Annotated in this window: 16 protein-coding genes; 10 read left to right on the top strand and 6 right to left on the bottom strand. The window is 74.6% G+C overall.

The window, feature by feature from the left end; all coding sequences use genetic code 11:
• Positions 1–119 precede the first annotated feature (119 nt).
• The 5 genes from VM636_RS00970 (at position 120) to VM636_RS00950 (ending at position 4,118) form a co-directional block, all read left to right on the top strand.
• Positions 120–1,208: an S-(hydroxymethyl)mycothiol dehydrogenase gene (locus VM636_RS00970; RefSeq protein WP_030420446.1), complete on the top strand. Its 1,089-nt coding sequence runs from the start codon at positions 120–122 to the stop codon at positions 1,206–1,208.
• Entirely contained in the window at positions 1,208–1,837 is a 630-nt protein-coding gene (locus VM636_RS00965; protein WP_030420447.1) for an MBL fold metallo-hydrolase, read from the top strand. The genes VM636_RS00970 and VM636_RS00965 overlap by 1 nt, the downstream gene beginning before the upstream one ends.
• Before the next feature lie 108 nt (positions 1,838–1,945).
• A complete protein-coding gene (locus VM636_RS00960; RefSeq protein ID WP_030420448.1) occupies positions 1,946–2,878 on the top strand; it encodes an SDR family oxidoreductase in 933 nt (310 codons plus the stop codon).
• Positions 2,879–2,926: 48 nt separating this feature from the next.
• Positions 2,927–3,742 carry an SDR family NAD(P)-dependent oxidoreductase gene (locus VM636_RS00955; protein ID WP_338482937.1) on the top strand — a complete coding sequence of 272 codons (816 nt, stop codon included), beginning with the start codon at positions 2,927–2,929 and terminating at the stop codon, positions 3,740–3,742.
• Between the two features lie 190 nt (positions 3,743–3,932).
• Positions 3,933–4,118: a hypothetical protein gene (locus VM636_RS00950; RefSeq protein WP_030420450.1), complete on the top strand. Its 186-nt coding sequence runs from the start codon at positions 3,933–3,935 to the stop codon at positions 4,116–4,118.
• 153 nt (positions 4,119–4,271) lie between these two features.
• Here VM636_RS00950 and VM636_RS00945 read toward each other — a convergent pair whose 3' ends face one another.
• Positions 4,272–5,636 carry a S1 family peptidase gene (locus VM636_RS00945; RefSeq protein WP_338482935.1) on the bottom strand — a complete coding sequence of 455 codons (1,365 nt, stop codon included), beginning with the start codon at positions 5,634–5,636 and terminating at the stop codon, positions 4,272–4,274.
• Between the two features lie 179 nt (positions 5,637–5,815).
• Here VM636_RS00945 and VM636_RS00940 point away from each other — a divergent pair, with 179 nt between their 5' ends.
• Positions 5,816–6,214 (top strand): PPOX class F420-dependent oxidoreductase, encoded by a 399-nt coding sequence (locus VM636_RS00940; RefSeq protein WP_030420452.1) that lies wholly within the window; start codon positions 5,816–5,818, stop codon positions 6,212–6,214.
• A gap of 7 nt (positions 6,215–6,221) precedes the next feature.
• Here VM636_RS00940 and VM636_RS00935 read toward each other — a convergent pair whose 3' ends face one another.
• A complete protein-coding gene (locus VM636_RS00935; protein WP_030420453.1) occupies positions 6,222–6,635 on the bottom strand; it encodes a zinc ribbon domain-containing protein in 414 nt (137 codons plus the stop codon).
• A gap of 341 nt (positions 6,636–6,976) precedes the next feature.
• Here VM636_RS00935 and VM636_RS00930 point away from each other — a divergent pair, with 341 nt between their 5' ends.
• Entirely contained in the window at positions 6,977–7,813 is an 837-nt protein-coding gene (locus VM636_RS00930; RefSeq protein WP_030420454.1) for a hypothetical protein, read from the top strand.
• Positions 7,814–7,870: 57 nt separating this feature from the next.
• Here the strand turns inward: VM636_RS00930 and VM636_RS00925 are convergent, their stop codons facing one another.
• Entirely contained in the window at positions 7,871–8,827 is a 957-nt protein-coding gene (locus tag VM636_RS00925; protein ID WP_338482932.1) for an IS481 family transposase, read from the bottom strand.
• A 115-nt stretch (positions 8,828–8,942) separates the two neighbouring features.
• Between VM636_RS00925 and VM636_RS00920 the strand changes: the two genes are divergently transcribed.
• A complete protein-coding gene (locus tag VM636_RS00920; RefSeq protein WP_053912748.1) occupies positions 8,943–9,434 on the top strand; it encodes a flavin reductase family protein in 492 nt (163 codons plus the stop codon).
• A gap of 24 nt (positions 9,435–9,458) precedes the next feature.
• Here the strand turns inward: VM636_RS00920 and VM636_RS00915 are convergent, their stop codons facing one another.
• Entirely contained in the window at positions 9,459–9,842 is a 384-nt protein-coding gene (locus VM636_RS00915; protein ID WP_030420456.1) for a hypothetical protein, read from the bottom strand.
• Between the two features lie 345 nt (positions 9,843–10,187).
• Complete coding sequence (locus tag VM636_RS00910) at positions 10,188–11,102, bottom strand: MurR/RpiR family transcriptional regulator (RefSeq protein WP_030420457.1); 915 nt, start codon at positions 11,100–11,102, stop codon at positions 10,188–10,190.
• Positions 11,103–11,292: 190 nt separating this feature from the next.
• On the opposite strand from VM636_RS00910, the gene VM636_RS00905 reads away from it, so the two are divergent.
• Positions 11,293–11,454: a hypothetical protein gene (locus VM636_RS00905; protein WP_199809384.1), complete on the top strand. Its 162-nt coding sequence runs from the start codon at positions 11,293–11,295 to the stop codon at positions 11,452–11,454.
• A 248-nt stretch (positions 11,455–11,702) separates the two neighbouring features.
• Entirely contained in the window at positions 11,703–12,131 is a 429-nt protein-coding gene (locus VM636_RS00900; RefSeq protein ID WP_030420458.1) for a DUF3662 domain-containing protein, read from the top strand.
• Here VM636_RS00900 and VM636_RS00895 read toward each other — a convergent pair.
• Positions 12,121–12,756 (bottom strand): nucleoside/nucleotide kinase family protein, encoded by a 636-nt coding sequence (locus VM636_RS00895; RefSeq protein ID WP_030420459.1) that lies wholly within the window; start codon positions 12,754–12,756, stop codon positions 12,121–12,123. The genes VM636_RS00900 and VM636_RS00895 overlap by 11 nt on opposite strands.
• Between the last annotated feature and the right edge of the window lie 68 nt (positions 12,757–12,824).

Below are 12,824 nucleotides of genomic sequence, written 5' to 3'. Positions count from 1 at the left end.
CACCGCGGGCGCGGACCGGCCGCCGCCGATCGGAACCCGCCCGCCACCTTGCCCTTCGCCGATCGGTTCGGCGTAGGGTCGGGGTGAACCACGACGGTTTTGAAGAAGGGGCCAGCACCATGGCGCAGGAAGTACGCGGCGTGATCGCACCGGGCAAGGACGAGCCGGTGCGCATCGAGACGATCGTCGTGCCCGATCCCGGACCCGGCGAGGCCGTGGTGCGCGTCCAGGCGTGCGGGGTCTGCCACACCGACCTGCACTACAAGCAGGGCGGCATCAGCGACGAGTTCCCCTTCCTGCTGGGCCACGAGGCCGCGGGCGTCGTGGAGTCGGTCGGCGCCGGGGTCACCGACGTCGCCCCCGGTGACTTCGTGGTCCTCAACTGGCGTGCGGTGTGCGGCAAGTGCCGCGCCTGTCTGCGCGGACGCCCCTGGTACTGCTTCGACACCCACAACGCCGAGCAGAAGATGACGCTGGCCTCCACCGGACAGGAGCTCTCCCCGGCGCTCGGCATCGGCGCCTTCGCGGAGAAGACGCTCGTCGCCGCCGGCCAGTGCACCAAGGTCGACCCGGCCGTCGCCCCCGAGGTGGCCGGGCTGCTCGGCTGCGGCGTGATGGCCGGCATCGGCGCCGCCATCAACACCGGCGAGGTGGGCCGCGGCGACACGGTCGCCGTCATCGGCTGCGGCGGCGTCGGCGACGCGGCCATCGCCGGCTCCCGCCTGGCGGGCGCGGCGAAGATCATCGCCGTGGACATCGACGACCGCAAGCTGGAGACCGCCCGCGGTATGGGCGCCACCCACACCGTCAACTCCCGCGAGAACGACCCCGTCGAGGCGATCCGCGAACTGACCGGCGGCTTCGGCGCCGACGTCGTCATCGAGGCCGTCGGCCGCCCGGAGACCTACCGGCAGGCGTTCTACGCCCGCGACCTGGCCGGCACCGTCGTCCTGGTCGGCGTCCCGACCCCGGAGATGAAGCTCGAACTGCCGCTGCTGGACGTCTTCGGACGCGGCGGCTCGCTCAAGTCGTCCTGGTACGGGGACTGCCTGCCCTCGCGGGACTTCCCGATGCTCGTCGACCTGCACCTTCAGGGCCGCCTGGACCTGTCCACGTTCGTCACGGAGACGATCCGGCTCGACGAGGTGGAGAAGGCGTTCGCGCGGATGCACTCCGGCGACGTCCTGCGCTCGGTGGTGGTGCTCTGATGGCCGCCCGCATCGAACGCCTCGTCACCTCCGGCCAGTTCAGCCTGGACGGCGGCACCTGGGACGTCGACAACAACGTCTGGATCGTCGGCGACGACCACGAGGTCGTCGTCATCGACGCCGCGCACGACGCGGACGCCATCGCCGAGGCCGTCGGCGACCGCCGGCTCACCGCGATCGTGTGCACCCACGCGCACAACGACCACGTGAACGCCGCCCCCGCGCTCGCCGAGCGCACCGGCGCCGTCATCTGGCTGCACCGCGACGACCTCCCCCTGTGGCGGATGACCCACCCCGAGCGGGAGCCGGACGCCTGGCTCACCGACGGCCAGGTGATCGAGGCCGCCGGCGCCGATCTGACGGTCCTGCACACGCCCGGCCACGCACCGGGCGCCGTCTGCCTGTACGACCCCGCGCTCGGCGCCGTCTTCACCGGGGACACCCTCTTCCAGGGCGGCCCCGGCGCCACCGGGCGTTCGTACTCCAGTTTCCCGACGATCATCGACTCGATCCGGGACCGGCTGCTCACGCTCCCGGGCGAGACGAGGGTCCTCACCGGCCACGGCGACGAGACCACGATCGGCGCCGAGGCCCCGAACCTGGAGGAATGGATCACGCGCGGGCACTGACCCGGCACGGATCCCGCCCGCCGCGGAAAAGGCGACAGAGGATGTCCGGTTTCCCGGGCACTCTCGATCACGGGACACCACGTGGACGAGAGGAACGGGAGACCGGACATGCACGAGGAAGCGCGGCGGGCGGGGACGCTGACGGGCAAGGTCGCACTGGTCGCCGGGGCGACACGGGGCGCCGGACGCGGCATCGCCGTCGAACTGGGCGCGGCCGGCGCCACCGTCTACGTCACCGGCCGCAGCACCCGGGCCCGCCGCTCGGAGTACGACCGGCCGGAGACGATCGAGGACACCGCCGACCTCGTCACCGCCGCCGGCGGCCACGGCATCGCCGTCCCCGCCGACCACCTCGACCCGGACCGGGTGCGCGCGGTGGTCGACCGGGTCGCCCGTGAACAGGGCCGGCTCGACCTGCTCGTCAACGACATCTGGGGCGGCGAACACCTCTTCTCCTGGGACCGCCCCCTGTGGGAGCACGACCTCGACGACGGACTGCGGCTCCTGCGGCTGGCCGTCGAGACCCACGTCGTCACCAGCCACCACGCCCTGCCGCTGCTGCTGCGCCGTCCCGGCGGACTGGTCGTCGAGATGACCGACGGCACGGCCGAGTACAACCGCGACCACTACCGCGTCTCCTTCTTCTACGACCTCGCCAAGACGTCCGTCCTGCGCATGGCCTTCGCCCTCGGCCGGGAACTCGGCCCGCGCGGGGCCACCGCGCTCGCACTCACGCCCGGCTGGATGCGCTCGGAGATCATGCTCGACCACTTCGGCGTGACCGAGGCCACCTGGCGCGACGCCCTGCCCGGCGAACCGCACTTCGCCATCTCCGAGACGCCCCGCTACACCGGCCGCGCCGTCGCCGCGCTCGCCGCCGACCCCGACGTGGCCCGCTTCAACGGGCGCTCGCTCTCCAGCGGCGCCCTGGCCCGGGAGTACGGCTTCACCGACCTGGACGGCAGCCGGCCCGACGCCTGGCGCTACCTGACCGAGGTCCAGGAGGCGGGCCGGCCCGCGGACACCACCGGGTACCGGTGACGCACGGCCCCTGCCCGGCCGGGCACGGCGGCGGTAGCGTCGCTGCCCATGACGGAGACGACGCGGACAGGGCGTTTCACGGACCACGGGGCGCTCGTCACGGGCGCGGCACGCGGCATTGGCGCCGCCATCGCCCGCAGGCTCGCCGCGGAGGGGGCCCGCGTGCTGCTGACCGACGCGGACCTGCCGGCCGCGCGCCGCACGGCGGCCGGCCTGCGGGCCGAGGGGCTGGCCGTCGAGGCGTTCGCCTGCGACGTCGCCGACCGGGACTCCGTGGCGGCTGCCGTCGCGCACGCCGCGGACGCCCTCGGCACCCTGGACGTGCTGGTCAACAACGCCTACTCCTGCGCGCCCGACGCCCCGCTCGTCGAGGAGGAGGCGGAGGAGACCTGGGCGCGGGACCTGGACGTGACCCTGACCGGCGCCTACCGGTGCAGCCGGGCCGCCCTGCCCCACCTGGCGGCCTCCGGGCGCGGCGCGATCGTGAGCATCGGCTCGGTCAACGGCATCCAGGACTTCGGCAACCACGCCTACAGCGCGGCCAAGGCCGGTCTCGCCTCGCTGACCCGCACTCTCGCCGGTCACGGCGCCCCGCGCGGGGTGCGGGCCAACCTCGTCGCGCCGGGAACGGTGCGCACCACGGCCTGGGAGGGGCGGGACGCGGCACTGGAGGCGGTGCGGCCGCTGTATCCGCTGGGGCGGGTGGGGGAGCCGGCGGACATCGCGGCGGCCGTCGCCTTCCTCGCCTCGCGCGACGCGTCCTGGATCACCGGCACGACCCTGGTCGTGGACGGCGGGCTCACGGCGGTGCACGCCGGGTTCCGCGCCGCGATGGGGACGGTGGACGACGGTGACCCGCGGTGACCGCCGGGTGACGGGAGCGGCGGGGCGGCCGGGGTTTGCGCACAGCGCGTCCGGGCGCGCGTTCGCGGAGAGCGTGGTGCGAACTTGCTGCCAGATCTTGACAGATGAGGGAATGGACGTGATCAGCAACACGGTCTGAAATGTCCGTTTGGGTGGTGGTTGCTCACCCGGCCTTCACGTCCGGACCCGTATGCTTCACACCATGTCCACCACTGTTGAACCGTCTTCCGAGCGATCGGCTGCCGAGGTCAACGAGGAGATCCGCGCTCTGTGGCACCGATCGGGCGGGACACTGAGCGTCGAGCAGCGCGAGGAGTACCAGCGGCTCGTCCTGGAGTGGGCCGCCGCGGTCCCCGAGCGGGCGAAGGCCGCCTGACCGGCCCCTCCCCGTTCTCGGCGTTCTCGTCGTTCTCCTGTTTCTCCCGGTCCCCCGGGTTTTCCGGGTTCTCCGGAACGTCCTTCCGGCACCTCCCGCTCCTTCCGTGCCGGCCCGCCTCCGCCGGGCCGGCCCCTCGTCGGTGCCGGGTGCTCAGCCCCACAGCGCCGAGTACTGCCTGCGGTACGCCTTGCGGTCCTGCTGCGCGCGCAGCCACCGCGTCGCCACCAGCGTCGCGAGACTCCCCCCGATGACCAGCAGGCCCGGTCCGACGGCCCGCCGGCCGGCCAGGCGCGACAGCGGCGCCGGCCCCGCGACCCCGTCCGGCGCGGCCGACGCCCCGGGCGAGGTGTCCGCCGCGGCGGCGCCCCGCGCGTCGGCCGACGGCGCCGGGCCGGCCTCCTGCCGGGACCCGTCCGGCGCCGTGACGACCATGCCGACGCCGAGCGAGGCCAGCGCCTCCGTGACCGGCTGGAAGAACGTCGTGCCGCCCCGTGCGCAGTCGCCGCTGCCGCCCGAGGTCACCCCCAGGGCGATCCCCTCCGAGAACATCGGCCCGCCGCTGTCCCCGGGCTCGGCGCACACGTCCGTCTCGATCAGCCCGGACACCGTGCCCTCCGGGTAGTTCACCGTCGCGTCCAGCGCCGTCACCCGGCCGTCGCGCAGCCCGCTGGTACTGCCGCTGCGGAACACCCGCTGCCCCACCACCGCGTCCCCCGCCCCGGTGATGTGCACGCCCTTGCCGTCGCCGACCGCGACCACGTCGGCGCCGTCGCCCGCCGCGCCGTCCGCGTACTCCACCAGCGAGAAGTCGTCGCCCGGGAAGCTCACCGCGACGGTCCGGCCGACCTGCCCGCCGGTCCCGTCGCCGCCGAACCACACCGACCCGGTGGGCCCGCAGTGCCCGGCGGTCAGGATGAAGTCGCTCTTCCCGTCGGACACGTTGAACCCCGCCGAGCAGCGGCCCGCCGTGGACAGGATCGGCCGCGCGCCGTTGACGCGGGTCGTGAAGGTGCCCTCGGTGCGCTCCATGCGGACGAAGCCGCCGATCTCCCGCGCCACGTCCGTGAGCCGGGCCCAGTCGGCACCCGAGACGGTGCTGTCGCCGCGCACCACCACCTCGTTGGCCGCGTAGTCGAGCGCCCACGAGGTGCCGGCCACCCGGGGCGCGGCCCGCAACACCGCGACCGCCGACCGCAGTTCGCCCAGACCGTGCCGGACCGTCTTCGCCTCGGCGCCCGCGCCGCGCACCTCCTTCGCCGCCGCCCCGTCGGTGACCGCGACGACCGTGCGGCCCTCGGGGTCCACCCAGTGCCCTCCCGTACGGGAGGTACCCAGCCGCTCCACCAGCGCCGCGCCCGTGGCGGAGGCGGACGCCGCGGCGGGGGCCCGCGCGGCCCGCGCGCCGGACGGCTCGCTCGCCACGGCCCGGGTGACCATCGTCCCCCCGAGCAGCAGTCCGCCGACCGCCGCCAGCCGTGCCACCCGCCGGACGATCCGTCGTCGTGCGTGCCCCATGCCTGCGCTCCCGAACCCGACGCGCGGCGCCACCGCCGCGAAGGCGCCTCGTTCGTCGGCGCCCCCGCCTCCATACGGAACGGGGCGCCGCGCCGTTCACCCGCCGGCGCGATCCGCCCGGGAACGGACCCCCGAGGCGCCCTCGTCGCAGCGCGTGAGCGGGCCTACACTCCGGCAGCATGGACGAGGACACGACGCTGGCCCGGCTCGGCACCGGGTCCTATCTGCTGCTCACGAGCTTCCGCGGGAACGGCACCCCCGTCGCCACCCCGGTCTGGGTGGTGCGGGACGGGGACACGCTCGGGGTCTGGACGGCGGCTGCCTCCGGGAAGGTACGGCGGCTGCGCGCCCGGTCCGGCGTCCTGGTCGGCCCCTGCGACGTGCGCGGCCATCCGACCGGCGACCAGATCCCGGCGACCGCGCGGATCGCCGACGCGGACACCACCGCCCGCTACCGGCGCCTCATCGCCCGCAAGTACGGCGTCCTCGGACGGCTGACCCTGCTGGGCAGCCGGCTGCGCCGGGGGACCGCCGGCACGGTCGGCGTCACCGTCACGCTCACGCCCGACGGCCCCTGACCGGGCCTCAGGTCCAGGCGCGGTAGGGCTCGTCGACCAACTGGAAGACCGGTTCGCCGCGGACCGGGTCCTTCGCCGTGGAGAGCCGTACCCGGTCCCCGCTGTGGATGCCGATCAGCGGGCCCACGACCCGGCCGCGCAGCACGAAGCCCTCCGCCATCTCGATCAGGGACACATTGCGCGCGGCGGGGGTGTTGCGGTGCACCACCGTGGCGTGCCGCACCGTTCCCAGGCCCTCGCTGCGCTCGGTGCGCAGGTCGCTGCCGCGGCAGACGGGACAGATCAGGCGGTGGTACATCGCGGTGCGGCACCAGGCGCACCGCTGGAAGACGAGGGACTCGGAGTCGGGGGCGGCGGAGTCGAGAAGGCCCGTCATCGAGCCGGCGGTCTGTCGGACGACGCTTCCTGAGGGGTGGTACACGCTGGTCAACTCCCTGCACTCGGGCCGGACATCCCCGGCGCGAACGGCCGGGACACGCGGGTGCGCGGCTCGCGCCACCGTGCTGCACCCCGTCAGCGTATGGCACGCAGTGTCACCCGTAAAGGCACTCCGTATCACCTTCCCGCGGGCCGCGGCCCCTGACGGGCCCTCGGCCGGTGCCGCCGAGCGCCGCCCCGACCTCCCCGCACGGCCCACCGCGCCGCCGCCGCGCACCACGCCGCCCGGCGTGGCACCCGGTGCCGCGCGGCGGGGCCACGCCCCCTCCCGGCAGGGTCCGGCCCTCGCGTACGATCCCCTCCCGCACGTATCCAGGAGCCGCCATGACCGCCGTCCGCCCCCGCGTCCTCTACGTCACCGACCTGGCCTATCCGGCGCGGGGGCGGCGCTACTGCGACGAGGACATCCTCCTCACCTCCCGGCTGCGCTCCCACGCCGACGTCGCCCTGTGCCACCCGCGGGACGCGGCGGCCCTCCTGGACGCCTTCGACGCCGTCGTGGTCCGCAACTCCGGCCCCGTCCTCGGCTATCCCGAGGCGTACGAGGAGTTCCGCGCGCGGGCCCTCGCCACCGGCGCCCGCGTCTACAACCAGCTCACCGGCCGCGGGGACATGGCCGGCAAGCAGTACCTCCTGGACCTCACCGCGGCCGGGTACCCGGTCATACCGACCGTCGACCGCGCGGCGGACCTCGGACGGCTGCCCGAGGCCGCCGAGTACGCCGTCAAGCCGAAGCTGGGAGCCGACTCCGAGGGCCTGCGCTTCGTCCCCGCCGACGCGCTGGAGCGGGAGCTGTCCGGCGGGTCCGGGGACCTCCTCGTCCAGCCGCGCGTCGACTTCGCCTACGAGGTCTCCTTCTACTTCGTCGACCACGACTTCCAGTACGCCCTGTACGCGCCCGACCCGCACCGGCGCTGGGCGCTGGAGCCCTACGAGGCCGACGCCGACGACCTCGCCTTCGCCCGCCGGTTCGTCGAGTGGAACACCCTCGGCCACGGCATCCAGCGCGTCGACGCCTGCCGCGCACCCGACGGCGCACTGCTGCTGGTCGAACTGGAGGACCTCAACCCCTACCTGTCGCTGGACGCCCTCTCCGAGAGGCAGAAGGACGCCTTCGTCGACGCCCTGGTGGCGGCCCTGCGGCGGCTGCTCGCGGCGTAACCGTCCCGGCCGGGCCCGACCGGGCCCGCGACCTGCGGCGAGATCCGGGGAGGGGCCCTAGCTGTATTGACCCGCAGCGTTGTTGACACGGCTGATGGGCGGGTGTCCGTCCAGTGCGGTGTGGCAGCGGTGGTGGTTGTAGGTGTGGAGGAAGTCTGCCAGGGCTTCGGTCCGTTCGGTGTTTGAGGTGTAGGGCCGCAGGTAGGCCCATTCGTCGAGCAGGGTGCGGTTGAAGCGTTCGACCTTGCCGTTGGTCTGCGGCCGGTAGGCCCGGGTCAGCTTGCCGGTCGCGCCGAGCTCGGCCAGGACTGCCTTCCAGGCCAGGCCCTTGCGGTAGGCCCAGGCGTTGTCGGTCAGCACCCGCTCGATCCGGGTGATGCCCTGGCTGTGGAAGAACGTGGCCGCGCGGGTGAGGAAGCCCGCGCAGGTCGCGGTCTTCTCGTCGCCGTGGATCTCGCTGTAGGCGAGGCGGGTGTGGTCGTCGACGGCGGAGTGGACGTAGTCGAAGCCCATGTTGTTGCGGGTGGCCCGGCCGGCCTGGCGGCCCAGCGCTTTGTGACCGCCGCCGTCGGGGATCCGGCCGAGTTTCTTCACGTCGACGTGGATGAGTTCCCCGGGACGCTCGCGTTCGTAGCGGCGGATCAGCGTGCCGGTGGGGCGGTCGAGCCAGGCCAGGCGGTTGAGCCGGTGGCGGGTCAGGATCCGGTGGACGGTCGAGGCGGGCAGGCCCAGGATCGGGCCGATCCTGGCCGGCCCGAGCTTGCGGCTCTGTCGCAGGTCGCAGACGCGGGTTTCGACCGAGGCCGCGGTCCGGTGCGGCGTCGTGTGAGGCCGGCTCGACCGGTCGTGCAGGCCCGCCTCGCCTTCAGCCCGCCACCTGCGGATCCATTTGTGAGCCGTGGCCCGGGAGATACCCATCTCGGCGGCCACGTGAGCGACCGGACGGCCTGAGCAGACACGTTCGACCAGCAGTCTTCTACCGAAGACGGTCAGCCGGGCATTACGGTGGGGCACGAAGACCTCCGTGCGGTGAGTTCCTAGACAGCTCCCACCACACCGGAGGTCTTCGCCATGTTCAAGATCCAGCAGTGTCAACAACGCTCGTGATCAATACACCTAGCATGACCGGATGGACGCCTTCCTGCACCGTCTCGACCCCGAGATGGTCGTCGTCACCGCCACCGGGGGCGGGGAACGGGCGGGCTGCCTGGTCGGCTTCTCCTCCCAGTGCTCCATGGAGCCGGTGCGGTTCGTGGTGTGGCTGTCCGAGGTGAACCGGACCTACCGGGTGGCCCGCGACGCCGACCTGCTCGCCGTCCACCTGCTCGCCCGTCACCAGCACGCCCTCGCCGAGGTCTTCGGCGGCGAGACGGGCGACGAGGTCGACAAGTTCCGCCGGGTGCGCTGGCGTCCGGGGCGCGGCGGGGCGGCCGTGCTGGAGGACGCCGAGGCGTGGTTCGTCGGGCGGATCGCCGGGCGGGTGCCCGGCGGCGACCACGTGGGCTTCGTCCTCGACCCGGTGGAGTGGGGCGGACGCGAGCCGTCCGGGACGCCGCCGCTGCGGCTCGGCGACGCCCGTGCCATCCGGCCCGGCCATCCGGTCGAGCCGCCGGGCGGCTGAGCGGTCCCGCCGTCCCCGGCGGGGTCAGCGCGTCGCCGTGCGCTGGGCGGCCAGGGCCTCGGTGACCGCCCGCACACTGCGCGCGATGTGCTGCAACTGCCGCATCTCCGCCGCGTAGAGCTTGATCGTGTGCTCGATGACCGCCTCGGTCAGCCCCATCCGGGGCAGGTCGGCCCGCGCGGTCTGCAGCGCGGTGCGCGCGACCCGGATCTCCTGCTGGACCTGGAGCTGGGCGTGCCGGGCGAGCAGCACGGGATGGCGCATCAGCGCCGGATAGCCGCCGTAGCGGGCCGGCACCAGATCGCGCAGCCATCTGATCGCCGAGCGCTCCCAGTCGTGGCTGCCGGGGGTCTTGACCTGGCACGGCCAGTCCGGGCCGGTGCGGGTGGACATCACGGGCATGTTCATCGCCTTCGGGTGTGCGGCGTCGTGGTGTGCGGCGTCGTCGGGGGTGGTGCGACGGGTGAGGCGGCCCGGCCCAGGGGACGGCCGGGACCAGCGCGGGCGCTCGCGCAGGCGATGCCCGACCCGAACAGCCCCGGGGTGCCGGATCGGGTGGGAATCGGCGGTCGGGGATGTTCGCGCAGGTGCGGGCGCGATCCGTAGGCGGGGGACGCGGCCCGTGAGCAGTATTTATATATGCGTTGCGGTTGGCAAGGCGGATGAAAACATTCATCCCTGCCGGGTCCGGGGCGCCTGCCCGGCCCGTTCCGGCCCTTCCCGGGCCGCTTCCGCCCGCGGTGGCGCACCGGGTCAGTCGCGCAGGAAGAACTGGTGCCGCTCGGCGGCCCGCTCGTAGTCCTCCAGTCGGGCCCGGGTCCGCTCCGGATCGGCGTCGGCCATCGCCTGGAGCAGCGCCGCGCACATGACGCCGGGGGCCGCGTACGAGTCGAACACCAGCCGGGAGCCGGTGCCGGTGGCGAAGGCGACGTCGGCCTCGTCGGCCACCGGGCCGAGCGCCAGGTCGGTGACGAGGACGACCTTCAGCCCGGCGCCACGCGCCATCCGGACCGCCTCCAGCGTCTCGTGGGCGTGGCGCGGCATGGAGAACGCCAGCACCCAGGTGCCGCCGGCCTCGCGGGACTGGAGCAGCGCGTCGTAGGCGACGCTGCCGCCCCGGGTCACCAGCCGCACGTCCGGGTGGACCCGCCGGGCGGCGTACGCGAAGTACTCGGCGAGCGAGACGGAGATGCGCAGGCCGAGCACGGTCAGCGGGGTGGACCCGGCGAGCGCGCGGCCGGCCCCGATGACCCGGTCGGGATCGGCGAGGTCGCGGCGCAGCTCCTCCAGGTTGGCCATCTCGGCGTCGACGGCGGCCTGGAGCTCGTTGCCGCGGTGTTCCTCGGGGCCGGCGGCGGACCGGCCGCCCAGGGCCATCGCCTGGAGCCGCTCCCGCAGCGCCGGGTACCCCGTGAAACCGACCGCCGAGGCGAACCGGGTCACCGACGGCTGGCTCACCCCGACCCGGTCGGCGAGATCCGTGATCGACAGGAACGCGGCCTCGGTGAGGTGCGCGATCAGGTACTGCGCGATGCGCCGCTGGCCGGGGGAGAGGCGGGGCCGGTCGAACAGCGCCCTGAGCTGGGACGTGGCGGAGGGCTCCGCCTCCGTCGCCCGTCCCGAGGTGATGGCCGACGCCTCGGCGCGGGCCCGCTGCGACGACGGCACCGGCACGCCTGCTCTTTCTCCCACGCGGGTCAACATAACTCACCGCCCCCGCACACCCGGCCGCCCGCACGGAGCTGGCCGGCGCCCGCGGACCCGCACCGCGCCGCCCGCGGGGGATAGCCCGGCGCGGTGCGGGAACCCGCCGCCACGTGGGAACGCCCACGACGCGACCGCACGAGGAGCATCCGCCATGACCGTCCCGGAAGAGAACCGGCCGAAGACCGAGACCACCGACGAGGTGCTCGGACGGCGCGAGCAGGAGGAACCCCGCCCGGCGGGCGGCACAGGCCGGACCCTGCGCGAGGCACTGGAGGAGGCGCGCGTCACCCCGGACGACTTCGAGGAGAGGTGACCCGGACGCCCCGGCACACCGGCCGCTCCCCCTCCCGCACCCCAGGCCCCCGGCCGTGAGACGGCAGGCCCTGCCGGGAGGCCGAGGGCCCACGCCGGGACACGGGGCCGCGCCGGTACCGGCGACGCGCGCCGCCCGAGTCACCGCCCCGGCAAGAGCCGCGACCCCGCCGGGCCACCGGGCCCGCACCGGGAGACCCGCACCCCACCCCCGCCCGACGATCCCCGACCCCCGGCAGGTGATGACGCATGGGCGCCCTCAGCGCTCTGGAGAAGGCCCTCGAAGCCCGATGGGAGGCGCTGTGGGCGCGGCTGCGCGACCGGGACCCCGTCGAACTGCTCGACGCGCTGCGCGGCGAGTGCGACGGCAACGCCGTCGTCGCCCCCGGCGGCCGGGTCCTGGTCCCCAACGCCTACGACGTCGCGCTCGCCCGCGCCGTCCACGAGGAGCTGGGCCGCCGCGCCGGCCGCGTGGGCCAGATGCTCACCGACAGCCTCGCCCGCCACGCCGAGCGGCACGGCTACGAGTGGGCGGGTCCGCTCACCGTGCACGTCGGCACCTGCGAGGACCTGCCCAACGGCCGTTACCGGGTGGCGAGCCGGGTGATGCCGCACGTGAGCGCCGACGCGTTCCCGCACGCGGCGCCCCCGCCCGGCCCCGCCGGGCTCACCCCGTGACCACGACCAGGTCGGCGCGGTCCTCGGTGGCCGCGACCAGCGCGGCGTTGCGCCGGTCGGTGCCGAGCGCCCAGGCGACGGCGTCCGCGTGCGCCTTGCCGAACTCCTCGTGCCGCGCCACCAGGCGGCGCAGCCGCTCCCGCTCGTCGAGGCGGCAGAACCACACCTCGTCCAGGTGGGCCCGCACCCGCGCCCAGGCGCCGGTCCCGAGCAGCAGGTAGTTGCCCTCGGTCACGATCAGCCGGGCCTCCGGCGGCACGGGGACGGCACCGGCCAGGGGCTGCTCCAGCTCCCGTTCGAAACCGGGCGCGTACACCGTCTCCCCGTCGGCCTCCTCCCGCAGCCGCCGCAGCAGGGCCGCGTACCCGGCCGCGTCGAAGGTGTCGGGCGCCCCCTTGCGCCCGCGCCGGCCGAGCCGGTCCAGCTCCGCGTCGGCCAGGTGGAAGCCGTCCATGGGCACGTGCGCCGCCCAGGTGCCGCCGGCCCCGTTCAGCTCCCGTACCAGGCGGGCGGCGAGGGTCGACTTGCCCGAGCCGGGCGAACCGGCGATGCCGAGGACGGCGCGGCGCCCGCCCCGGGGAAGGCGGCGGGCGCGGGCGAGGAGGTCGTCGAAGGGCACGGACACACCGCCGAGTGTGCCACCCGCCGCACGGTGCCCCACTCGCGCCGCACGGTGCCCCACTCGCGCCGCAG

The organism is Streptomyces sp. SCSIO 75703 (assembly GCF_036607905.1).
GTDB lineage: Bacteria > Actinomycetota > Actinomycetes > Streptomycetales > Streptomycetaceae > Streptomyces.
Note: the sequence above shows the minus strand (reverse complement) of the source record. Positions and strands in the feature narration are given on the sequence as shown.